Raw genomic sequence first — 21,805 nt, forward strand, 5'->3', positions numbered from 1 at the left:
AATTTTAATATGGTCTTGATTAATATATAGACAAGCCATGACAAGATTTCTAATTAGTGCAACTGGAGTTCCTATGTGTGAAGGATATGTTGAAAAACCACTCTACTTGTTAATTGCCGAATGGATGATGGCAGAAAACAGATGGATTATTGCAAGAGAGATCTCTATTCATTTTGATATTGAACACAGCAAGGCAATAAATACCCTGTCTTATATTTTGGGTGAAGTTGCTGAAATTAGCTGTGAAGTGAAAATGATCCCCAATAAGCTGGAGGGGCGAGGGTGCCAGTGTCAGCGCCTGGTAAAAGTGGTTGATATCGATGAGCAAATTTACGCCCGCCTGCGACATAACAGCCGGGAAAAAGTCGTCGGTGTCAGAAAGACGCCGCGTATTCCGGCGGTTCCCCTCGCTGAACTTAACCGTGAGCAGAAGTGGCAGATGATGTTGTCAAAGAGTATGCGCCGTTAATTTTGTCTCGTTGATACCGGGCGTCCTGCTTGCCAGATGCGATGTTGTAGCATCTTATCCAGTAACCAGGTCGCATCCGGCAAGATCACCGTTTTGGCGCCACATCCGTCGTCCCCTGCAACCGGGGGCGATTTTCCTCCATTTGCCTCAACGGCTGCGTTTCATGTAATGCTACATGGCAGCGGCCGACAAGATCCTGATACTCTTTGGTATTCAAGTGCTTCCAGCGTAATTCGTCGTCACTAACACTGCGTACAGCGCGGGCAGGCGTGCCCATCAACAACTGGCGTTTCTCGCCGCTAAAGCCCGCTTTGACAAAGCTCATGGCGGCAACAATGCTCTCTTCGCCAATGACCGCGCCATCCATAATCACGCTGTTCATCCCGACCAATGCATCGCGACCAATCACACAACCATGCAGGATCGCTCCGTGCCCGATATGGCCGTTTTCCCCAACGATGGTGTCAGTGTCGCAGTAGCCATGCATAATGCAGCCATCCTGAATATTGGCTCCCGCTTGCACGATCAACCGCCCGTAGTCACCACGCAGTGAGGCGAGTGGGCCGATGTAGACACCGGCTCCCACAATCACATCGCCAATCAATACTGCACTGGGATGGACAAACGCCGTCGGGTGAACCACCGGAATTAACCTCTCAAAGGCGTAATAGCCCACGGTTGTTAACGTCCTTTCCACACCGGATCGCGCTTCTCGGCAAACGCCAGCGGCCCTTCAATGGCATCTTCCGAATGCAGAACCGATGGATAGTGTTTCAACACGCCGCTGCGAATATAGCGATACGCTTCTTCTACTGGCATTTCGCTGGTGGTGCGGTAGATCTCTTTCAGCGCTGCGATCGCCAGCGGGGCGCTGTCAACGAGTTGCTGTGCCAGTTCGCGGGCATTATCCATCAGTTCCGCCTGACTAACCACGCGGTTGACTACCCCCCAACGCAGCGCCTCTTCTGCGCCCATTCTTCTGCCGGTCATTACCATCTCATTGACGATGGCAGGTGGCAGGATCTTCGGCAGACGCAGCACGCCGCCGCTGTCAGGAACGATGCCCAGTTTGGCTTCCGGCAGAGCGAAGCTGGCGTTATCGGCACAGACAATAAAATCTGCCGCCAGTGCCAGTTCAAAGCCGCCGCCAAAGGCGTAGCCGTTCACAGCTGCGATAACCGGTTTGTCGAGATTGAAAATTTCGGTTAATCCCGCAAAACCACCCGGGCCAAAGTCAGCATCAGGTGCTTCGCCTTCTGCTGCCGCTTTTAAATCCCAGCCCGCGGAAAAGAATTTCTCTCCGGCACCGGTAATAATGGCGACACGTAATTGCGGATCGTCACGGAAATTTAGAAATACTTCGCCCATTTCAAAGCTGGTTTTTGCATCAATAGCATTCGCTTTTGGGCGATCAAGGGTAATTTCCAGAATTGATCCATTGCGGGTCAGATGTAATGACTCACTCATTCCTTTTCTCCATTTTTGCTTTTTCAGGGACGACAACACCCCTGCAAAAAAATGCATATTATTTTTGAACGTGATTATTACCAGACAGAGTAGTACCCTGCTGTAGTGTTTATTTCAGCGCCTTTCTGATTATTTTCCCCGAGCAATTACGTGGTAAATCTTTTCTGATCTCCAGATAAGAGGGCACTTTAAATTTCGCCATATTCTGTTCGCAGAAGTTGAAGAATTCCTCTTCGCTCAATATTTCACCTTCATTCAGCACCACAAACGCTTTGATGGCTTCATCGCGAATCGAATCTTTAATACCAACAACCACGATGTCCTGAATTTTCGGGTGCGCGGCGATAATATTTTCCAACTCCACGCAGGAGACATTCTCGCCACCGCGTTTAATCATATTGCAGCGGCGATCGACGAAATAAAAAAAGCCCTCTTCGTCGCGGTATCCGGTATCGCCAGTGTGCAGCCAGCCATCGGCTTCCAGGACTCTGGCAGTGGCTTGCGGGTTAAGAAAATATTCTTTGAAGATGGTTTTCCCTGGTACGCCTTTAATGCAGATTTCACCGATTTCACCAGCCGGGAGCGGACGATTGTGATCGTCGCGGATCTCCGCTTCGTAGCAAAATCCTGCACGGCCAATTGACGGCCAGCGTCGTTTATCGCCGGGGCGATCGCCGATAATGCCAACAATGGTTTCCGTCATCCCATAAGACGTCAGCAAGCGGACGCCAAAGCGTTCACAAAATGCGTCCTTTTCCTGCTCCGACAGGTTGAGATAAAACATCACTTCCCGCAGATGGTGTTGCCGATCGTTCACAGAAGGCGGCTGCACCATCAAGGTACGGATCATCATCGGAATGCATTCGGTAACGGTGGCGCGGTACTTTTGTACCTGTCCCCAGAAGGCGCGGGCGCTGTATTTCTCGACCAGCACAAAAGTGGCTCCGGCAGAAAACGCCGCCATCGCCGCAGTACACTGACAATCGATATGAAACGCAGGCATTACTGTCAGGTAGACGTCATCGTCACGTAGTGCGCACTGCCAGGCGGAGTAATATCCGGCGAAGCGCAGGTTGTAATGGGTAATCACCACCCCTTTCGGCCGGGAAGTGGTACCGGAGGTAAAGAGAATTTCCGCCGTATCGTCAGTCGATAGCGGCGGTGCATAGCACAAGGTTACAGGTTGTTGATTTTTCAGTTGAGTAAACGAACTCACGCCATCATCAGCGGGAAGCTCCACATCTGTCAGGCAAATGTGCCGCAGTTGCGTGGCATCTTCCTGCTGAATCTGTTGATACATGGGATAGAACTGCGCACTGGTCACCAGCAGGCACGCCTGGCTATTTTGCAGGATCCACGCGCTTTCTTCGCGCAACAGGCGGGCGTTAATCGGCACCATAATTGCGCCAATTTTTACCAGCCCGAACCAGCAAAAGATAAATTCCGGGCAGTTGTCGAGATGTAGAGCAACCTTGTCGCCTTTGCGAATCCCCAGCGTATAAAACAGGTTTGCCGTGCGGTTAATTTCCTGATTTAACTCAAGATAACTGTACCGGTTAACGACTCCGCCGCTGGATTCACAAATCAACGCCGTTTTATGACCGTAAACGTCAGCCAGATCGTCCCACATTTGACGTAGATGTTGTCCGCCAATGATATCCATTGCACCTCTATCCATTTTAGTCATTTGTTATTGGGCGGGCGCTAGTCAGACAAGCCGACTGACGCCACGCGTTTAGTCCTCAACTTTGGCCAGACCTTTGCTGACCAACTCCTGAATGTCGTTTTCGCTGTAGCCGATATTTTTCAAAATGGCGGCTGTGTCCATGCCATGTGATGGCATTCCGCGCCAGATTTGACCGGGGTTATTTTTGAATTTCGGCATCACATTCGGCCCTTTGCAGGTGCGACCATCCATTGTTTGCCACTGGGTGATCGATTCACGGGCCACATACTGTGGATTACTTTCCAGTTCCGGTACGGTCAGCACTTTGGCGCAGGCGATATTCAGTTCAGCAAAGCGTTCTTTTACTTCCGCGATGGTATGTGCCGCCAGCCAGGCGTCGAGTTTCTCTTCAACCAGTGGGCCGTAAGAGCATTCGATACGGTGGATAAGCTGAGTGCCTTCCGGGATTTCTGGCGTGCCAAGCAGATGTGCGAGGCCAATATCTTTAAAACATTCTGCAATCTGAGTAATGCCTACCAGTTCCATTACGATGTAGCCGTCGGCGCATTTGTACAGACCGCAACCGGCATAGTAGGGATCTTTACCTTTGGTCATGCGCGGGCACATTTCGCCGCCGTTGAAGTAATCCATCATGAAGTACTGGCCCATACGCAGCATCACCTCATACATGGCGATGTCGATACTTTCGCCTTTACTGGTTTCACGCACTTTATGCAGTGCTGCCAGCGCCGCAGTGGTTGCGGTCAGGCCAGAAAAGTAATCGGCGGTATACGGGAAGGCAGGCATTGGCTGGTCAACATCACCGTTCTGAATCAGGTAACCACTGAAGGCCTGGGCGATGGTGTTATAGGCCGGAAGATTGGTGTACTCCTCGGTGCCGTACTGACCAAATCCGGACAGGTGAGCGATAACCAGTTTCGGGTTGTGCTGCCACAGGACTTCATCGGTAATGCCACGACGGGCAAAGGCCGGACCTTTACTGGCTTCGATGAAGATATCGGTGGTTTCCATTAATTTCAGAAACGCTTCGCGGCCTTCATCTTTGAAAATATTTAACGACAGCGCGTGCAAATTACGGCGGGAGAGCTGCGGGTAGTTCGGTTGAACGCGAATGGTGTCGGCCCAGGCGACGTTTTCGATCCAGATAACTTCCGCCCCCCATTCTGCGAACATTTGCCCGGCGAACGGTCCGGCGATTTCGATACCGGAGAAGACAACGCGCAATCCGGCCAGCGGCCCGAATTTCGGCATGGGTAGATGATCCATTATTAGCTCCTGAAAAATTTGGTTATGCCTGATAAGACGCAACAAGCGCCCTATCAGGTTGCGCATTGACTTAACGGTATTGCTTCAGCACCGCACGACCCAGCGTCAGGATCTGCATTTCGTCAGATCCCCCGGAAACGCGGTCTACACGCAGGTCACGCCAGAAGCGGCTGATGCGGTGGTTGCCCGCAATCCCAACACCGCCCAGCACCTGCATTGCGCTATCCACCACTTCAAATGCCGCATTGGCGCAGAAGTATTTGCACATCGCTGCATCGCCAGAGGTGATGGTGCCGTTGTCTGCTTTCCACGCTGCTTCATACAGCATGTTTTTCATGGAGTTTAATTTGATCGCCATGTGGGCGAATTTTTCCTGAATCAACTGGAAACGACCAATAGCCTCGCCAAACTGCACGCGCTGGTTGGCGTAGCGCGCCGCATCTTCAAAGGCGCACATCGCCGTACCATAGTTGGTGAGAGCTACCAGGAAACGTTCATGATCGAACTCTTCTTTGACGCGGTTAAAGCCGTTACCTTCCCGACCGAACATGTCTTTCTCGTCCAGTTCCACATCGTCAAAGGTGATTTCACAGCAGCTATCCATACGCAGACCGAGCTTCTCAAGTTTGGTCACTTTGATGCCCGGTTTGCTCATATCAACAAACCATTCGGTGTAGACAGGTTTGTCCGGAGAAGCCCCGTCACGCGCCATCACCACGATGTACGGTGTGTAGGCGCTGCTGGTAATAAAACACTTACTACCATTAAGATAAATCTTACCATTTCTACGGGTATAAGTCGTTTTCAGGCTACCCACGTCAGAGCCAGCCCCTGGTTCGGTAATCGCTGAGTTCCACATCTGCTTACCAGTACCACGAAACGCCATAATCTTGTCGATCTGCTCTTGTGTGCCTTCGCGCAGGAAGGTGTTGAATCCACCCGGCAACTGGTACAGCACGTAGGTTGGTGCTCCCAAACGACCCAATTCCATCCACACGGCGGCGAGGGTGACAAAACCTGCGTCCAGCCCGCCGTGCTCTTCCGGGATAAGCAGGCTGTCGATACCCATATCTGCCAGTGCTTTGACAAAACGTTCCGGGTAGACGCTGTCACGGTCGCACTCGGCAAAATAGGCCTCCCAGTTTTCGCTGGCCATCAGTTCGCGGATACCGGCGACAAACAGTTCCTGCTCATCATTTAAATTAAAATCCATCTTTCAACCTCTTGATATTTTGTGGGTTAATTAATCTTTCCAGTTCTGTTTCGCGTCTTTTATAAAGGAGAGCGTCACCATAATATTGACGAAGAACAGCGGGCATCCTCCGGCGATAATGGCGGTTTGAATCGGTTTCAGGCCGCCGAGCGCCAACAGAACGATGCCGATAATGCCGACCAGAATTGACCAGCCGATACGCACCAGCAGCGGTGGTTCTTCGCCGTCGCGCACTTCGCGGCAGGTGGACATCGCCAGGGTGTAAGAGCAGGCATTAATCAGGGTAACGGTGGCAATAAAGCAGAGAATGAAGAAGCCCCACATGGTGGCAGTGCTGAGCGGCAGAGCGGCCCAGGTTTCGATGATGGCGCGCGCGACACCGTACTGTTCGATCAGATTTGGAATGTTGATGATGTTTTTATCCATCAACAGCAGAGTGTTACTGCCGAGTACAGTCCACAGGATCCAGGTGGATGCTGTCAGCCCCATCACCATACCGAAGCACAGTTCACGCACGGTACGACCACGGGAGATGCGGGCAAGGAAGATACTCATCTGGATAGCGTAAATTACCCACCATGCCCAGTAGAATACGGTCCAGCCCTGCGGGAAGCCGCCTTTGCCAACGGCATCGGTATAGAACAACATGCGCGGCAGATACATCAGCAACATCCCCACCGAGTCGGTGAAGTAGTTCATGATGAAGCTGGCGCCGCTGACGATAAATACCCAGCCGAGCATCAGGAAACTCAGATAGCTGCGCACATCGCTGGCGATTTTTACCCCTTTTTGCAGACCACAGGCCACGCAGATAGCGTTGAGGATGATCCAGCAGGTAATGATAATGGCGTCCAGTTGCAGGGTATGCGGAATACCAAACAACCACTGCATACACTCGGTTACCAGCGGCGTGGCAAGACCCAGACTGGTGCCCATTGCGAAGATCAGTGCTACCAGATAGAAGTTATCGACGATAGTGCCAAACAAGCCTTTGGCATGTTTTTCACCCACCAGCGGCACCAGAGTGGAGCTGGGGCGAATCACATCCATTTTGCGGACAAAGAAGAAGTACGCGAAGGCGACGGAAAGGAAGCTGTAAGTGGCCCACGGTAGAGGTCCCCAGTGGAACAAACTGTAGGCCAGCCCCAACTCTTTCGCGCCAGTGGAGTTTGGCTCTAAAGCAAATGGTGGCGTGGAGATGTAGTAGTAGATCTCAATTGACCCCCAGAACAGTACTGCGGCAGAGGTACAGGAGGCGAACATCATAAAGATCCAACTGGCGGTACTGAACTCGGGCGGTTCGTTACCTAAACGCTTTTTGGCATACGGGCCGAATACCAGCCAGAACCAGCCGAAAAGCATTACCACCATATACCATTCAAATGCCCATCCCCATACATTGGTGACGTAACTGAATACAGCATTAATAACGACATTCGCCGCATCCAGATCTCTGACTGTAAGCCAACAAAGTATGCCAACGATTATTAATGGCGGAAAGAACACCTTCGGTTCTATTCCCGTTTTTTTCTTTTCTTTTGTCATGAGTTAATTCCACTGTAAAAATAAATATTTATTTGGCGTTCCCGTTTGTTTTATTTTTGTTAACATTTAATATAATTATTATTAACCTCGTGGACGCGTTAATGGCTAACTCATAATGGGTATTCAATGGGTTGCATTCTGTGATGTAAATCACGGTTTTTTATCGAGTAAAAACAGGGTGTCTTTGTGCAAATATTAATTATTAATCAATAAGATGTGTTTGATTGTGAGTGAAAAAATAGCATCTGACTTTCAATATTGGTGATCCATAAAACAATATTGAAAATTTCTTTTTGCTACGCCACGTTTTCAATATTGGTGAGGAGCTTAACAATATTGAAAGTTGGATTTATCTGCGTGTGACATTTTCAATATTGGTGATTAAAGTTTTATTCCCGAATTAAAGGACGTGATATCTGTAATTAACACCACCGATATGAACGACGTTTCCTTCATGATTTCTGGAGATGCAATGAAGATTATTACTTGCTATAAGTGCGTGCCTGATGAACAGGATATTGCGGTCAATAATGCTGATGGTTCATTAGACTTCAGTAAAGCCGATGCCAAAATAAGCCAATACGATCTCAACGCTATTGAAGCGGCTTGTCAGTTAAAACAGCAGGCGGCAGAAGCGCAGGTGACGGCCTTAAGTGTGGGCGGTAAAGCCCTGACCAACGCCAAAGGGCGTAAAGATGTGCTATCACGCGGTCCGGATGAACTGATTGTGGTGATTGATGACCAGTTCGAGCAGGCACTGCCGCAACAAACGGCGACTGCACTGGCTGCAGCCGCCCAGAAAGCAGGGTTTGATCTGATCCTCTGCGGCGATGGTTCTTCCGACCTTTATGCCCAACAGGTTGGTTTGCTGGTGGGCGAAATCCTCGATATTCCAGTCGTTAACGGTGTCAGCAAAATTATTTCCCTGACGACAGATACCCTCACCGTTGAACGCGAACTGGAAGATGAAACAGAAACGTTAAGCATTCCGTTGCCTGCGGTTGTTGCTGTTTCCACTGATATCAACTCCCCACAAATTCCTTCGATGAAAGCCATTCTCGGCGCGGCGAAAAAGCCAGTCCAGGTATGGTCGGCGGCGGATATTGGCTTTAACGCCGTGGAAGCCTGGTCTGAACAACAGGTTGCCGCACCGAAACAGCGCGAGCGTCAGCGCATCGTGATTGAAGGCGACGGCGAAGAACAGATCGCCGCATTTGCTGAAAATCTTCGCAAAGTCATTTAATTACAGGGGATGCTATGAACACGTTTTCTCAAGTCTGGGTATTCAGCGATACCCCTTCTCGTCTGCCGGAACTGATGAACGGTGCGCAGGCTTTAGCTAATCAAATCAACACATTTGTCCTCAATGATGCCGACGGCGCACTGGCAATCCAGTTTGGCGCTAATCATGTCTGGAAATTAAGCGGCAAACCGGACGATCGGATGATCGAAGATTACGCCGGTGTCATGGCTGACACTATTCGCCAGCACGGCGCAGACGGTCTGGTGCTGTTGCCGAATACCCGTCGCGGCAAATTACTGGCGGCAAAACTGGGTTATCGCCTTAAAGCGGCGGTGTCTAACGATGCCAGCGCCGTTAGCGTGCAGGACGGTAAAGCGACAGTGAAACACATGGTTTACGGCGGTCTGGCGATTGGCGAAGAACGCATTGCCACGCCGTATGCGGTACTGACCATCAGCAGCGGCACGTTTGATGCGGCTCAGCCAGACGCGTCACGTACTGGCGAAACACACACCGTGGCGTGGCAGGCTCCGGCGGTGGCGATTACCCGCACGGCAACGCAGGCGCGCCAGAGCAACAGCGTCGATCTGGATAAAGCCCGTCTGGTGGTCAGCGTCGGTCGCGGCATTGGCAGCAAAGAAAACATTGCGCTGGCAGAACAGCTTTGCAAGGCGATAGGTGCGGAGTTGGCCTGTTCTCGTCCGGTGGCGGAAAACGAAAAATGGATGGAGCACGAACGCTATGTCGGTATCTCCAACCTGATGCTGAAACCTGAACTGTACCTGGCGGTGGGGATCTCCGGGCAGATCCAGCACATGGTTGGCGCTAACGCATCGCAAACCATTTTCGCCATCAACAAAGATAAAAATGCGCCGATCTTCCAGTACGCGGATTACGGCATTGTTGGCGACGCCGTGAAGATCCTTCCGGCACTGACCGCAGCTTTTGCGCGTTGATCCACTCTGGCAGGGCTGCATTTTGGCCCTGCCGCTGACAGGGAGCTCTTATGTCCGAAGATATCTTTGACGCCATCATCGTCGGTGCAGGGCTTGCCGGTTCGGTTGCCGCACTGGTGCTCGCCCGCGAAGGTGCGCAAGTGTTAGTTATCGAGCGTGGCAATTCCGCAGGTGCCAAGAACGTCACCGGCGGGCGTCTCTATGCCCACAGTCTGGAACACATTATTCCTGGTTTCGCCGAATCCGCCCCCGTAGAACGCCTGATCACCCATGAAAAACTCGCGTTTATGACGGAAAAGTCAGCGATGACTATGGACTACTGCAACGGTGACGAAACCTCACCATCACAGCGTTCTTACTCCGTTTTGCGCAGTAAATTTGATGCCTGGCTGATGGAGCAGGCCGAAGAAGCGGGTGCGCAGTTAATTACCGGGATTCGTGTCGATAACCTCGTACAGCGCGATGGCAAAGTCGTCGGTGTAGAAGCCGATGGCGATGTGATTGAAGCGAAAACGGTGATCCTTGCTGACGGAGTGAATTCCATCCTTGCCGAAAAGCTGGGGATGGCAAAACGCGTCAAACCGACGGATGTGGCGGTTGGCGTGAAGGAACTGATCGAGTTACCGAAGTCGGTTATCGAAGACCGTTTTCAGTTGCAGGGTAATCAGGGGGCGGCTTGCCTGTTTGCGGGATCACCTACTGATGGCCTGATGGGCGGCGGCTTTCTTTATACCAATGAAAACACTCTGTCGCTGGGGTTGGTTTGTGGTCTGCATCATCTGCATGACGCAAAAAAATCGGTGCCGCAAATGCTGGAAGATTTCAAACAGCATCCGGCCGTTGCACCGCTGATCGCAGGCGGCAAGCTGGTGGAATATTCCGCTCACGTAGTGCCGGAAGCCGGCATCAACATGTTGCCGGAGCTGGTCGGTGACGGCGTGTTGATTGCCGGTGATGCTGCCGGAATGTGTATGAACCTCGGTTTTACTATTCGCGGTATGGATCTGGCGATTGCCGCCGGGGAAGCTGCTGCAAAAACCGTGCTTTCAGCGATGAAAAGCGACGATTTCAGTAAGCAAAAACTAGCGGAATATCGTCAGTATCTGGAGAGTGGCCCACTGCGCGATATGCGCATGTACCAGAAACTACCGGCGTTCCTTGATAACCCACGCATGTTTAGCGGTTACCCGGAACTGGCGGTGGGCGTGGCGCGTGACCTGTTCACCATTGACGGCAGCGCGCCGGAACTGATGCGCAAGAAAATCCTCCGCCACGGCAAGAAAGTGGGCTTCATCAATCTGATCAAGGATGGCATGAAAGGAGTGACCGTTTTATGACTTCTCCCGTAAATGTGGACGTCAAACTGGGCGTCAATAAATTCAATGTCGATGAAGAGCATCCGCACATTGTTGTAAAGGCCGACGCGGATAAACAGGCGCTGGAGCTGCTGGTGAAAGCGTGCCCCGCAGGTCTGTATAAGAAGCAGGATGATGGCAGTGTGCGCTTCGATTACGCCGGATGTCTGGAGTGCGGCACCTGTCGCATTCTGGGGCTGGTGTCGGCGTTGGAACAGTGGGAATACCCGCGCGGCACCTTTGGTGTGGAGTTTCGTTACGGTTGATGTTGGTTTGATACGTAACGCCGTACTGACTCTCATTGTAAAAAAACAGGAATAACCCATGCAACCGTCCAGAAACTTTGACGATCTCAAATTCTCCTCAATTCACCGCCGCATTTTGCTGTGGGGAAGCGGTGGCCCGTTTCTGGATGGTTATGTACTGGTAATGATTGGCGTGGCGCTGGAGCAACTGACTCCTGCGCTGAAGCTGGACGCAGACTGGATTGGCTTGCTGGGGGCGGGAACGCTCGCCGGGCTGTTTGTCGGTACATCGCTGTTTGGCTATATCTCCGATAAGGTCGGACGGCGCAAAATGTTCCTCATTGATATCATCGCCATCGGTGTGATATCGGTAGCAACGATGTTTGTCTCATCCCCCATCGAACTACTGGTGATGCGGGTACTCATCGGCATTGTCATCGGTGCGGATTATCCCATCGCGACTTCGATGATCACCGAGTTCTCCAGCACCCGTCAGCGGGCGTTTTCCATCAGCTTTATCGCCGCTATGTGGTATGTCGGCGCGACCTGTGCCGATCTGGTCGGCTACTGGCTTTATGATGTGGAAGGCGGCTGGCGCTGGATGCTGGGTAGCGCGGCGATCCCCTGTTTGTTGATTTTGATTGGTCGATTCGAACTGCCAGAATCTCCCCGCTGGTTATTACGCAAGGGGCGAGTGAAAGAGTGCGAAGAGATGATGATCAAACTGTTTGGTGAGCCGGTGGCTTTCGACGAAGAGCCGCCGCAGCAAGCCCGTTTTCGCGATCTGTTTAATCGCCGCCATTTTCCTTTTGTTCTGTTTGTTGCCGCCATCTGGACCTGCCAGGTGATCCCGATGTTCGCTATTTACACCTTTGGCCCGCAAATTGTTGGTTTGTTGGGATTGGGGGTTGGCAAAAACGCGGCGCTGGGGAACGTGGTGATTAGCCTGTTCTTTATGCTCGGCTGTATTCCGCCGATGCTGTGGCTAAACACTGCCGGACGGCGTCCGTTGTTGATTGGCAGCTTTGCCATGATGACGCTGGCGTTGGCGGTTTTGGGGCTGATCCCGGATATGGGGATCTGGCTGGTAGTGATGGCATTTGCGGTGTATGCCTTTTTCTCTGGTGGGCCGGGTAATTTGCAGTGGCTCTATCCTAATGAACTCTTCCCGACGGATATCCGCGCCTCTGCTGTGGGCGTTATTATGTCCTTAAGCCGTATTGGCACCATTGTTTCAACCTGGGCGCTGCCGATCTTTATCAATAATTACGGCATCAGTAACACGATGCTGATGGGAGCAGGTATCTCGCTGTTTGGTTTGTTGATTTCCATTGCGTTTGCGCCAGAGACACGGGGGATGTCGCTGGCCCAGACCAGCAATATGACGATTCGCAGGCAACGAATGGGGTAATTTATTCAGATTTCTGCCTTTTTTGAATCAATATTATTGACTATTAGCTGCGTGAATATGTGACTACACTTTGTGGGAAAACAAAGGCGTAAACACGCGAGTTAACTATGATCCTCATAATTTATGCGCATCCGTATCCGCATCATTCTCATGCGAATAAACGGATGCTTGAACACGCAAGGACGCTGGAAGGCGTCGAAGTTCGCTCTCTTTATCAACTCTATCCTGACTTCAATATCGATATTGCTGCCGAGCAGGAGGCGTTGTCTCGCGCCGACCTGATCGTCTGGCAGCACCCGATGCAGTGGTACAGCATTCCACCGCTCCTCAAACTTTGGATCGATAAAGTTTTCTCGCACGGCTGGGCTTACGGTCACGGCGGCACGGCACTGCATGGTAAACATTTGCTGTGGGCGGTGACGACCGGCGGCGGGGAAAGTCATTTTGAGATTGGCGCGCATCCGGGCTTTGATGTGCTGTCGCAGCCGCTACAGGCGACGGCAATCTACTGCGGGCTGAACTGGCTGCCACCGTTTGCTATGCACTGCACCTTTATTTGTGACGACGAAACCCTCGAAGGGCAGGCGCGTCATTATAAGCAACGTCTGCTGGAATGGCAGGAGGCATATCATGGATAGCCATACGCTGATTCAGGCGCTGATTTATCTCGGTTCGGCGGCGCTGATTGTACCTATTGCGGTGCGTCTTGGGCTTGGCTCGGTTCTTGGCTACCTGATCGCGGGCTGCATTATTGGCCCGTGGGGGCTGCGACTGGTGACCGATGCCGAATCTATCCTCCACTTTGCCGAGATTGGCGTGGTGCTGATGCTGTTTATCATCGGCCTCGAACTCGATCCACAAAGGCTGTGGAAGTTGCGTGCGGCAGTGTTTGGTGGTGGTGCGCTGCAGATGGTGATTTGCGGTGGCCTGCTGGGGCTGTTCTGCATGTTCCTTGGTCTGCGCTGGCAGGTAGCGGAACTGATCGGCATGACACTGGCGCTCTCATCAACGGCAATTGCCATGCAGGCGATGAATGAACGCAACCTGATGGTGACACAAATGGGCCGTAGCGCCTTTGCGGTGCTGCTGTTCCAGGATATCGCCGCGATCCCGCTGGTAGCGATGATCCCGCTACTGGCGGCGAGCAGTGCCTCGACGACGATGGGCGCATTTGCTCTCTCGGCGTTAAAAGTGGCGGGTGCACTGGTGCTGGTGGTACTGCTGGGGCGCTATGTCACGCGTCCGGCGCTGCGTTTTGTTGCCCGCTCTGGCTTGCGGGAAGTGTTTAGTGCCGTGGCGTTATTCCTCGTGTTTGGCTTTGGTTTGCTGCTGGAAGAGGTCGGCTTGTCGATGGCGATGGGGGCGTTTCTGGCGGGCGTACTGCTGGCAAGCTCGGAATACCGTCATGCGCTGGAGAGCGATATCGAGCCATTTAAAGGTTTGCTGTTGGGGCTGTTTTTCATCGGTGTTGGCATGTCGATAGACTTTGGCACGCTGCTTGAAAATCCGTTGCGCATTGTCATTTTGCTGCTCGGTTTCCTCATCATCAAAATCGCTATGCTGTGGCTGATTGCCCGACCGTTGCAGGTGCCGAATAAACAGCGTCGCTGGTTTGCGGTGCTGTTAGGGCAGGGCAGTGAGTTTGCCTTTGTGGTATTTGGCGCGGCGCAAATGGCGAATGTGCTGGAGCCGGAGTGGGCGAAGTCGCTGACCCTGGCGGTGGCGCTGTCGATGGCGGCAACGCCGATTCTGCTGGTGATCCTCAATCGCCTTGAGCAATCTTCTACCGAACAAGCGCGTGAAGCCGATGAGATTGATGAAGAACAGCCGCGGGTGATCATTGCTGGATTCGGTCGTTATGGACAGATTACCGGACGTTTACTGCTCTCCAGCGGGGTGAAAATGGTGGTACTCGATCACGATCCGGACCATATCGAAACGCTGCGAAAATTCGGCATGAAAGTGTTTTACGGCGATGCCACGCGGATGGATTTACTGGAATCTGCGGGAGCGGCGAAAGCGGAAGTGCTGATTAACGCCATCGACGATCCGCAAACCAACCTGCAACTGACGGAGATGGTGAAAGAACATTTCCCGCATTTGCAGATTATTGCCCGCGCCCGCGATGTTGACCACTACATTCGTTTGCGTCAGGCAGGCGTTGAAAAGCCAGAGCGTGAAACCTTTGAAGGGGCACTGAAAACCGGGCGTCTGGCGCTGGAAAGTTTAGGTCTGGGGCCGTATGAAGCGCGGGAGCGTGCAGATGTATTCCGCCGTTTTAATATTCAGATGGTGGAAGAGATGGCAGTAGTTGAGAACGACACCAAAGCCCGCGCAGCGGTCTATAAACGCACCAGTGCGATGTTAAGTGAGATCATTACCGAAGACCGCGAACATCTGTCATTAATTCAACGACATGGCTGGCAGGGCACCGAAGAAGGTAAACATACCGGCAACATGGCGGATGAACCGGAAACGAAACCCTCATCCTAATAAAGAGTGACGTAAATCACACTTTACAGCTAACTGATTGTTTTTGTTTCATTGTAATGCGGCGAGTCCAGGAAGAGAGCGTGGACTCGCCAGCAGAACGTAAAATTTTCCTCAACATCATCCTTGCGCCAGTCGACGAAGGTTTACGCTTTACGTATAGTGGCGACAATTTTTTATATCCAGGATAAATCAATGATTAGTCTGATTGCGGCGTTAGCGGTAGATCGCGTTATCGGCATGGAAAACGCCATGCCGTGGAACCTGCCTGCCGATCTCGCCTGGTTTAAGCGCAACACCTTAAATAAACCCGTGATTATGGGCCGCCATACCTGGGAATCCATCGGTCGTCCGCTGCCAGGACGCAAAAATATTATCCTCAGCAGTCAACCGGGTACGGATGATCGCGTAACGTGGGTTAAATCGGTGGATGAAGCCATCGCGGCGTGTGGTGACGTACCAGAAATCATGGTGATTGGCGGTGGTCGCGTTTATGAGCAGTTCCTGCCCAAAGCGCAAAAACTGTATCTGACGCATATCGACGCAGAAGTGGAAGGCGACACCCATTTCCCGGATTACGAGCCGGATGACTGGGAATCGGTATTCAGCGAATTCCACGACGCTGATGCGCAGAACTCTCATAGCTATTGCTTTGAGATTCTGGAGCGGCGGTAAGTTTTTGCTATGACTACAAATTGAACGATAAGACGTCTGATTTTACCAGTGAGCGCGATTTTGTGAGTCGCGCTCATTGCGTAGGTCTAAACCCTCAAGCCACTCTACAGTGGACTGAAGTAAACGAGGATGCAATCTCGGCATTAAATGAACTTGCAGAAGAAACAGGATGTTTCTCTGATGAGTACCGGAAATTTTAAGTTTTTAAACTCTGCTATTTCTGTACAGAAGTCAGAATGTTGAGTATCTGCTAAATACTTTCTTTTTGGTCTGTCGTCTGGCGATGTATTTTAGATTGTTACACATCACATCGTAGTTAGATAACATCAGCAAAGTGTTTTTTGAATAATCGAATCCAGGTTTGGTCATCAAAAACATCACCGATGATGTCAGGGATTTCAATTATTCGAAGATCGTCAGGACTGGAAAGTAGCAGTTCAAGCAATTCTTTAGCGGGTAACTGCTGGGTGTAGGGAATAGTTTCTGGCGGATAAAGCTGCTTAAGTTGCTGCCAGATATCAATGAGTTGGGTCGTTTTACTTTCTGTTATCCATACATCTTCAGCCATCCTGGTTATGTTCATTATTGACTGCTGAGAGACAGAACAGAAGAAGCCGTAGTCGACAGCAACGCTGATGCAATCACAAAGAAAAGCGATTCGCCTGCGATGCCAGGTTCGCTGCTCAGCAAACGGGGGTTCATCTGCTTCGTCAATCATTTCCAGAATAATTTCTCTGGTATTAAGCCCGGCGTTGATTTGTCGCACTTAGATATTTTCCGCTTAATAGGCGCGTATTTGTCTCAGGAATTTTTCATTCCCAAAGCCTTTCTTGCAGCTGCACTAACAGGATAAATTTTTTCTGGCGGCAGGAAGGATTTCGCCTGTGTTGTTTTACCGTTTATCAAAAGGTTATGACACTTTCGCACCAGCGGCGTCAGATCATCAATGGCAACAATGGCGTCTTCGTTAAATTGACTGATCAAGTTACGAGAAATACCAAGCTGTAATGATCGGTGCTCCAGTTTTTTGCCATTTATGCTGCGTTCTGGGTCCCACTGAACATATACATTTGCTTGCGCAAATAACGTTTCCCAAACTCCTGCATGTGGATAGACATGGGCTTCCGGCGTGGTTAGCACCGCTTGTTCCAGCAATGTATCAAAGAAGGTGCGTTTGATTCGGATTGCGAGAATGCGTTGTTGATCTTTTTTCAGTCCCCAGTTGCTACGCTCCATCATCCACATAAAAGAGGGTTTAATCCAGGTCATGCGGTTGAATGAAAAAGGTGCGCCAAATCGCCCGTCACGTACGGCGACGTCAGCGATTGCATCATTGTAAGCCTGATAAACCGTGATGGTGTGCTGATTGTAATCAGCACGTATTTCAAAATAGTCAGCCATTATTCCTCCCTGAATGGTAAAGCGTTAAGACGCGACCGCCTCTCCCTCACCCAAATCCTTATGCCGGTTCGACGGCTGGACAAAATACTGTTTATCTTCCCAGCGCAGGCAGGTTAATGTCCCGCCCCAACAGCAGCCAGTATCCAGCGCGTAAATACCTTCCGGCGTACCTTTGCCCTCCAGCGATGCCCAGTGACCAAAGGCGATGCTGTACTCTTCAGCGACAGGGCCAGGAATCGCAAACCACGGTTTCAGTGGGGCAGGGGCTTCTTCCGGCGATTCTTTGCTGTACATATCCAGTTGACCGTTTGGAAAGCAAAAACGCATACGGGTAAAGGCGTTGGTGATAAACCGCAGTCTTCCCAGCCCCCGCAATTCCGGTGACCAGTTATTTGGCATATCGCCGTACATGGCATCCAGGAAGAAGGGATAGGAGTCACTCGACAGCACCGCTTCTACATCGCGTGCGCACTCTTTGGCGGTCTGCAGATCCCACTGCGGCGTGATCCCTGCGTGGGCCATTACCAGCTTTTTCTCTTCGTCGATTTGCAGCAAAGGCTGGCGACGCAGCCAGTTAAGCAGCTCGTCGGCATCCGGCGCTTCCAGCAGCGGTGTCAGGCGATCTTTCGGTTTATTGCGGCTGATCCCGGCGAATACCGCCAGCAGATGCAGATCGTGATTGCCCAGCACCAGACGTACGCTGTCGCCTAAGGATTTCACATAGCGCAGAACATCCAGCGAACCAGGGCCGCGCGCAACCAGATCGCCTGTCAGCCAGAGGGTATCTTTCCCAGGGGTAAATTCTACTTTATGCAGCAATGCGATCAGTTCATCGTAACAACCATGAACGTCGCCAATTAGGTATGTCGCCATATTCTTTTAATGAATGAGTGTGGGAACGGCGAGTCGGAATACGGGAATGTCGATGCTGAAGGGGACGCCATTTTCATCGATCATTTCGTAGTGACCCTGCATGGTGCCCAGCGGGGTTTCAATGATTGCACCGCTGGTGTACTGGTACTCTTCGCCAGGCGCGATAAGTGGCTGAACGCCAACCACTCCTTCGCCCTGGACTTCGGTTTCACGGCCATTGCCATTGGTGATCAGCCAGTAACGCCCCAACAACTGCACTGGCGCTCGCCCCAGATTGCGTATGGTTACGGTATAAGCAAAAACGTAACGTTCATTATCAGGTGAAGATTGTGCCTCAATGTAGACGCTTTGAACCTGAATACACACTCGGGGCGAATTGATCATCGTTAACTCTCCTGCAAAGGCGCGTTCTCCGCCAGATAGTTCGCCATCTGGCAATATTGCGCGACAGAGATATTTTCCGCTCGCATCGCCGGGTCGATCCCCATTCCTGTTAATACCTCGACGCTAAACAGGTTGCCGAGGCTGTTACGAATGGTTTTACGACGCTGGTTAAAGGCTTCGGTGGTGATGCGGCTCAACACGCGAACATCTTTAACCGGGTAGGGCATCGTTGCATGAGGAACCAGGCGCACGACGGCGGAATCCACTTTGGGTGGTGGTGTAAAGGCTGACGGCGGTACTTCCAGCACCGGGATCACGTTACAATAGTATTGCGCCATGACGCTTAATCGACCATACGCCTTGCTGTTCGGTCCTGCAACCAGACGATTCACCACCTCTTTTTGCAACATAAAGTGCATGTCGGCAATGGCATCAGTATAGCTAAACAGATGGAACATCAACGGCGTGGAGATGTTATAAGGCAGGTTGCCGAAAACACGCAGCGGCTGGCCCATTTTCTCGGCCAGTTCGCCAAAGTTAAAGGTCATCGCATCCTGCTGATAAATAGTCAGTTTCGGGCCTAAGAATGGATGCGTTTGCAGACGTGCCGCCAGATCGCGGTCAAGTTCGATGACCGTCAGCTGGTCCAGACGTTCGCCGACCGGTTCGGTCAATGCCGCCAGACCGGGGCCGATTTCGACCATTGCCTGGCCTTTCTGCGGGTTAATGGCAGAAACAATGCTGTCGATCACGAACTGATCGTTGAGAAAGTTTTGCCCGAAGCGTTTACGGGCTAAGTGGCCCTGGTGGACTCGATTATTCATTGGGTGTTAACAATCATTTTGATGGCGAGATTAAGCGCCGTAATAAAACTGCCGACATCTGCTTTGCCACGTCCCGCCAGTTCAAGTGCGGTGCCGTGGTCCACTGATGTGCGAATAAAGGGCAGGCCCAGCGTAATGTTCACACCGCGCCCGAAGCCCTGGTATTTTAGCACGGGAAGACCCTGATCGTGGTACATCGCCAGCACGGCGTCGGCGTTATCGAGATATTTCGGCTGAAACAGGGTATCGGCAGGCAGCGGCCCTTTAAGTTTCATCCCCTGCACCCGTAACTCGTCGAGCACCGGAATGATAGTGTCTATCTCTTCCGTACCCATATGACCGCCTTCGCCCGCGTGCGGATTTAGCCCGCAGACCAGAATGCGCGGTTCGGCAATACCAAATTTGGTCCGCAAATCGTGATGCAAAATAGCAATGACTTCGTGCAAAAGCGCAGGGGTGATAGCATCTGCGATATCGCGCAGCGGTAAATGCGTCGTTGCCAGCGCCACGCGAAGTTCTTCGGTTGCCAGCATCATCACCACTTTTTTCGCCTGCGAACGCTCTTCGAAAAACTCGGTATGACCGGTAAACGGAATGCCTGCGTCGTTAATGACGCCTTTATGCACGGGGCCTGTGATCAGCGCAGCAAATTCACCGTTCAGACAGCCATCACACGCTCGCGCCAGCGTCTCCACCACATAATGCCCATTTTCAACCGCTAACTGCCCCGCAGTGACAGATTCACGTAGCGCGACAGGAAGTAGCGTTAATGTGCCCGCAGTTTGCGGTTGTGCAGGGGAGTTGGGGGAATAAGGGCGGAGGGTGAGCGGCAAACCGAGCATCGCTGCCCGGTCGGTAAGGAGAGTGGCATCGGCACAAACAACCAGTTCGACCGGCCACTCACGCTGTGCAAGCTGGACAACTAAGTCCGGGCCAATCCCGGCGGGCTCGCCGGGAGTGATCACAACACGTTGGGTTTTAACCATTAGTTGCTCAGGATTTTAACGTAGGCGCTGGCGCGTTGTTCCTGCATCCAGCTTGCTGCTTCTTCCGAGAACTTACGGTTCATCAGCATGCGGTACGCACGATCTTTCTGCGCAGCGTCGGTTTTATCGACATTACGGGTATCCAGCAGCTCGATCAAATGCCAGCCAAAGGAGGAGTGAACCGGTGCACTCATTTGGCCTTTGTTCAGGCGGGTGAGTGCGTCACGGAACGCCGGATCAAAAATGTCTGCTGTTGCCCAACCGAGATCGCCGCCCTGGTTAGCAGAACCTGGATCCTGGGAGAACTCTTTCGCTGCGGCAGCAAAAGTCGTTTTACCACTTTTGATATCAGCAGCGATTTGCTCCAGTTTCACGCGGGCTTGTTCGTCGGTCATAATCGGCGATGGTTTCAGCAGAATATGGCGAGCATGAACTTCGGTAACCGAGATATTTTGGCTACCACCACGCAGATCGTTGACTTTCAGAATATGGAAGCCAACACCGGAACGAATTGGGCCAACAACATCGCCTTTCTTCGCGGTACTTAACGCCTGGGCAAAGATACCCGGCAGTTCCTGAATGCGTCCCCAGCCCATCTGACCGCCTTTCAGGGCTTGTTGATCAGCAGAGTAGGAGATTGCCAGTTTGCCAAAATCAGCGCCGTTACGGGCTTGATCGACAATGGCACGCGCCTGGCTTTCTGCTTCGTTCACCTGATCAGAAGATGGATTTTCTGGCAGCGGGATCAGAATGTGGCTCAGATTCAGCTCAGTGCTGGCATCGTTTTGATTCCCGACCTGCTGCGCGAGAGATTCCACTTCCTGCGGCAGGATAGAGATACGACGACGAACTTCATTGTTGCGCACTTCAGAGATAATCATCTCTTTGCGGATCTGATTACGATAGGTGTTGTAGTTCAGCCCATCGTAAGCCAGACGGCTACGCATCTGATCCAGCGTCATGTTGTTTTGTTTAGCGATGTTAGCAATCGCCTGATCCAGCTGCTCATCGGAGATTTTCACCCCCATTTTCTGGCCCATTTGCAGCAGGATCTGATCCATGATCAACCGTTCCAGGATCTGATGACGCAGCGTAGCATCATCAGGAAGTTGTTGCCCCGCTTGTGCGGCATTCAGTTTTACTGACTGCAATAAACCATTAACGTCGCTTTCCAGCACCACGCCATTATTGACGACGGCTGCGACTTTATCGACTACCTGGGGGGCAGCGAAACTGGTATTCGCGATCATGGCGATACCGAGAAGCAGCGTTTTCCAGTTCTTCATACTTTTTCCATTTCAATTAGCCGCAATGC

At 51.8% G+C, this 21,805-nt stretch carries 23 protein-coding genes; 10 read left to right on the forward strand and 13 right to left on the reverse strand.

All coding sequences use genetic code 11. The annotated features are described in order from the left end of the window. Positions 1-73 precede the first annotated feature (73 nt). Positions 74-469, forward strand: a complete 396-nt coding sequence (gene caiF / locus EFER_RS00460; protein WP_000333113.1) for a carnitine metabolism transcriptional regulator CaiF — start codon at positions 74-76, stop codon at positions 467-469. A gap of 85 nt (positions 470-554) precedes the next feature. Here caiF and caiE read toward each other — a convergent pair whose 3' ends face one another. From caiE to caiT, 6 genes are all read right to left on the reverse strand, one after another. Beyond that, positions 555-1,145: a carnitine operon protein CaiE gene (caiE, locus tag EFER_RS00465; RefSeq protein ID WP_012599857.1), complete on the reverse strand. Its 591-nt coding sequence runs from the start codon at positions 1,143-1,145 to the stop codon at positions 555-557. A 5-nt stretch (positions 1,146-1,150) separates the two neighbouring features. Then, a complete protein-coding gene (gene caiD / locus EFER_RS00470; protein WP_000004398.1) occupies positions 1,151-1,936 on the reverse strand; it encodes a crotonobetainyl-CoA hydratase in 786 nt (261 codons plus the stop codon). Positions 1,937-2,045: 109 nt separating this feature from the next. Continuing rightward, the gene (gene caiC, locus EFER_RS00475; protein ID WP_024256367.1) at positions 2,046-3,599 is read right to left on the reverse strand and encodes a crotonobetaine/carnitine-CoA ligase; all 1,554 of its coding nucleotides are present in this window, start codon (positions 3,597-3,599) and stop codon (positions 2,046-2,048) included. A 72-nt stretch (positions 3,600-3,671) separates the two neighbouring features. Beyond that, a complete protein-coding gene (caiB, locus tag EFER_RS00480; protein WP_000349959.1) occupies positions 3,672-4,889 on the reverse strand; it encodes an L-carnitine CoA-transferase in 1,218 nt (405 codons plus the stop codon). 70 nt (positions 4,890-4,959) lie between these two features. Further along, the gene (gene caiA / locus EFER_RS00485) at positions 4,960-6,102 is read right to left on the reverse strand and encodes a crotonobetainyl-CoA dehydrogenase (protein WP_000347117.1); all 1,143 of its coding nucleotides are present in this window, start codon (positions 6,100-6,102) and stop codon (positions 4,960-4,962) included. 30 nt (positions 6,103-6,132) lie between these two features. Continuing rightward, positions 6,133-7,647, reverse strand: a complete 1,515-nt coding sequence (gene caiT / locus EFER_RS00490) for an L-carnitine/gamma-butyrobetaine antiporter (RefSeq protein WP_000159542.1) — start codon at positions 7,645-7,647, stop codon at positions 6,133-6,135. Between the two features lie 472 nt (positions 7,648-8,119). Between caiT and EFER_RS00495 the strand changes: the two genes are divergently transcribed. From EFER_RS00495 to EFER_RS00535, 9 genes are all read left to right on the forward strand, one after another. Continuing rightward, positions 8,120-8,890, forward strand: coding sequence for an electron transfer flavoprotein (locus EFER_RS00495; protein ID WP_000692220.1), 771 nt, complete (start codon positions 8,120-8,122; stop codon positions 8,888-8,890). A 14-nt stretch (positions 8,891-8,904) separates the two neighbouring features. Further along, positions 8,905-9,846 carry an electron transfer flavoprotein subunit alpha/FixB family protein gene (locus EFER_RS00500; protein ID WP_001091488.1) on the forward strand — a complete coding sequence of 314 codons (942 nt, stop codon included), beginning with the start codon at positions 8,905-8,907 and terminating at the stop codon, positions 9,844-9,846. A gap of 50 nt (positions 9,847-9,896) precedes the next feature. After that, positions 9,897-11,183, forward strand: coding sequence for an FAD-dependent oxidoreductase (locus tag EFER_RS00505; protein ID WP_001287742.1), 1,287 nt, complete (start codon positions 9,897-9,899; stop codon positions 11,181-11,183). Beyond that, on the forward strand, positions 11,180-11,467 hold the full coding sequence (gene fixX / locus EFER_RS00510; RefSeq protein WP_000203743.1) for a ferredoxin-like protein FixX: 288 nt from the start codon (positions 11,180-11,182) through the stop codon (positions 11,465-11,467). Before EFER_RS00505 ends, fixX begins: the two co-directional genes overlap by 4 nt. Before the next feature lie 58 nt (positions 11,468-11,525). Beyond that, entirely contained in the window at positions 11,526-12,857 is a 1,332-nt protein-coding gene (locus EFER_RS00515; protein ID WP_001183184.1) for an MFS transporter, read from the forward strand. Between the two features lie 107 nt (positions 12,858-12,964). Next, positions 12,965-13,495: a glutathione-regulated potassium-efflux system oxidoreductase KefF gene (gene kefF / locus EFER_RS00520; RefSeq protein WP_000600701.1), complete on the forward strand. Its 531-nt coding sequence runs from the start codon at positions 12,965-12,967 to the stop codon at positions 13,493-13,495. Beyond that, entirely contained in the window at positions 13,488-15,350 is a 1,863-nt protein-coding gene (kefC, locus tag EFER_RS00525; protein ID WP_000377102.1) for a glutathione-regulated potassium-efflux system protein KefC, read from the forward strand. The genes kefF and kefC overlap by 8 nt, the downstream gene beginning before the upstream one ends. A gap of 192 nt (positions 15,351-15,542) precedes the next feature. Next, positions 15,543-16,022 (forward strand): type 3 dihydrofolate reductase, encoded by a 480-nt coding sequence (gene folA / locus EFER_RS00530; protein WP_000624375.1) that lies wholly within the window; start codon positions 15,543-15,545, stop codon positions 16,020-16,022. Between the two features lie 62 nt (positions 16,023-16,084). Further along, a complete protein-coding gene (locus EFER_RS00535) occupies positions 16,085-16,222 on the forward strand; it encodes a type II toxin-antitoxin system CcdA family antitoxin (RefSeq protein ID WP_075210438.1) in 138 nt (45 codons plus the stop codon). Between the two features lie 116 nt (positions 16,223-16,338). Here EFER_RS00535 and EFER_RS00540 read toward each other — a convergent pair whose 3' ends face one another. From EFER_RS00540 to surA, 7 genes are read right to left on the reverse strand one after another with little or no spacing between them, the layout of a single operon-like run. After that, a complete protein-coding gene (locus EFER_RS00540; RefSeq protein ID WP_001248957.1) occupies positions 16,339-16,788 on the reverse strand; it encodes a hypothetical protein in 450 nt (149 codons plus the stop codon). 35 nt (positions 16,789-16,823) lie between these two features. After that, positions 16,824-17,423, reverse strand: coding sequence for a DUF4291 domain-containing protein (locus EFER_RS00545; protein WP_000796360.1), 600 nt, complete (start codon positions 17,421-17,423; stop codon positions 16,824-16,826). Positions 17,424-17,447: 24 nt separating this feature from the next. After that, positions 17,448-18,296: a bis(5'-nucleosyl)-tetraphosphatase (symmetrical) ApaH gene (apaH, locus tag EFER_RS00550; protein WP_000257193.1), complete on the reverse strand. Its 849-nt coding sequence runs from the start codon at positions 18,294-18,296 to the stop codon at positions 17,448-17,450. Positions 18,297-18,302: 6 nt separating this feature from the next. After that, positions 18,303-18,680 carry a Co2+/Mg2+ efflux protein ApaG gene (apaG, locus tag EFER_RS00555; protein ID WP_000610901.1) on the reverse strand — a complete coding sequence of 126 codons (378 nt, stop codon included), beginning with the start codon at positions 18,678-18,680 and terminating at the stop codon, positions 18,303-18,305. 2 nt (positions 18,681-18,682) lie between these two features. Continuing rightward, positions 18,683-19,504 (reverse strand): 16S rRNA (adenine(1518)-N(6)/adenine(1519)-N(6))-dimethyltransferase RsmA, encoded by an 822-nt coding sequence (gene rsmA, locus EFER_RS00560; RefSeq protein WP_001065388.1) that lies wholly within the window; start codon positions 19,502-19,504, stop codon positions 18,683-18,685. Next, on the reverse strand, positions 19,501-20,490 hold the full coding sequence (pdxA, locus tag EFER_RS00565) for a 4-hydroxythreonine-4-phosphate dehydrogenase PdxA (RefSeq protein ID WP_000241248.1): 990 nt from the start codon (positions 20,488-20,490) through the stop codon (positions 19,501-19,503). Before pdxA ends, rsmA begins: the two co-directional genes overlap by 4 nt. Beyond that, the gene (surA, locus tag EFER_RS00570; RefSeq protein ID WP_000800490.1) at positions 20,490-21,776 is read right to left on the reverse strand and encodes a peptidylprolyl isomerase SurA; all 1,287 of its coding nucleotides are present in this window, start codon (positions 21,774-21,776) and stop codon (positions 20,490-20,492) included. Before surA ends, pdxA begins: the two co-directional genes overlap by 1 nt. Positions 21,777-21,805: the final 29 nt, after the last annotated feature.

The sequence above is a fragment of the Escherichia fergusonii ATCC 35469 genome (assembly GCF_000026225.1).
Taxonomy (GTDB): Bacteria; Pseudomonadota; Gammaproteobacteria; order Enterobacterales; family Enterobacteriaceae; genus Escherichia; species Escherichia fergusonii.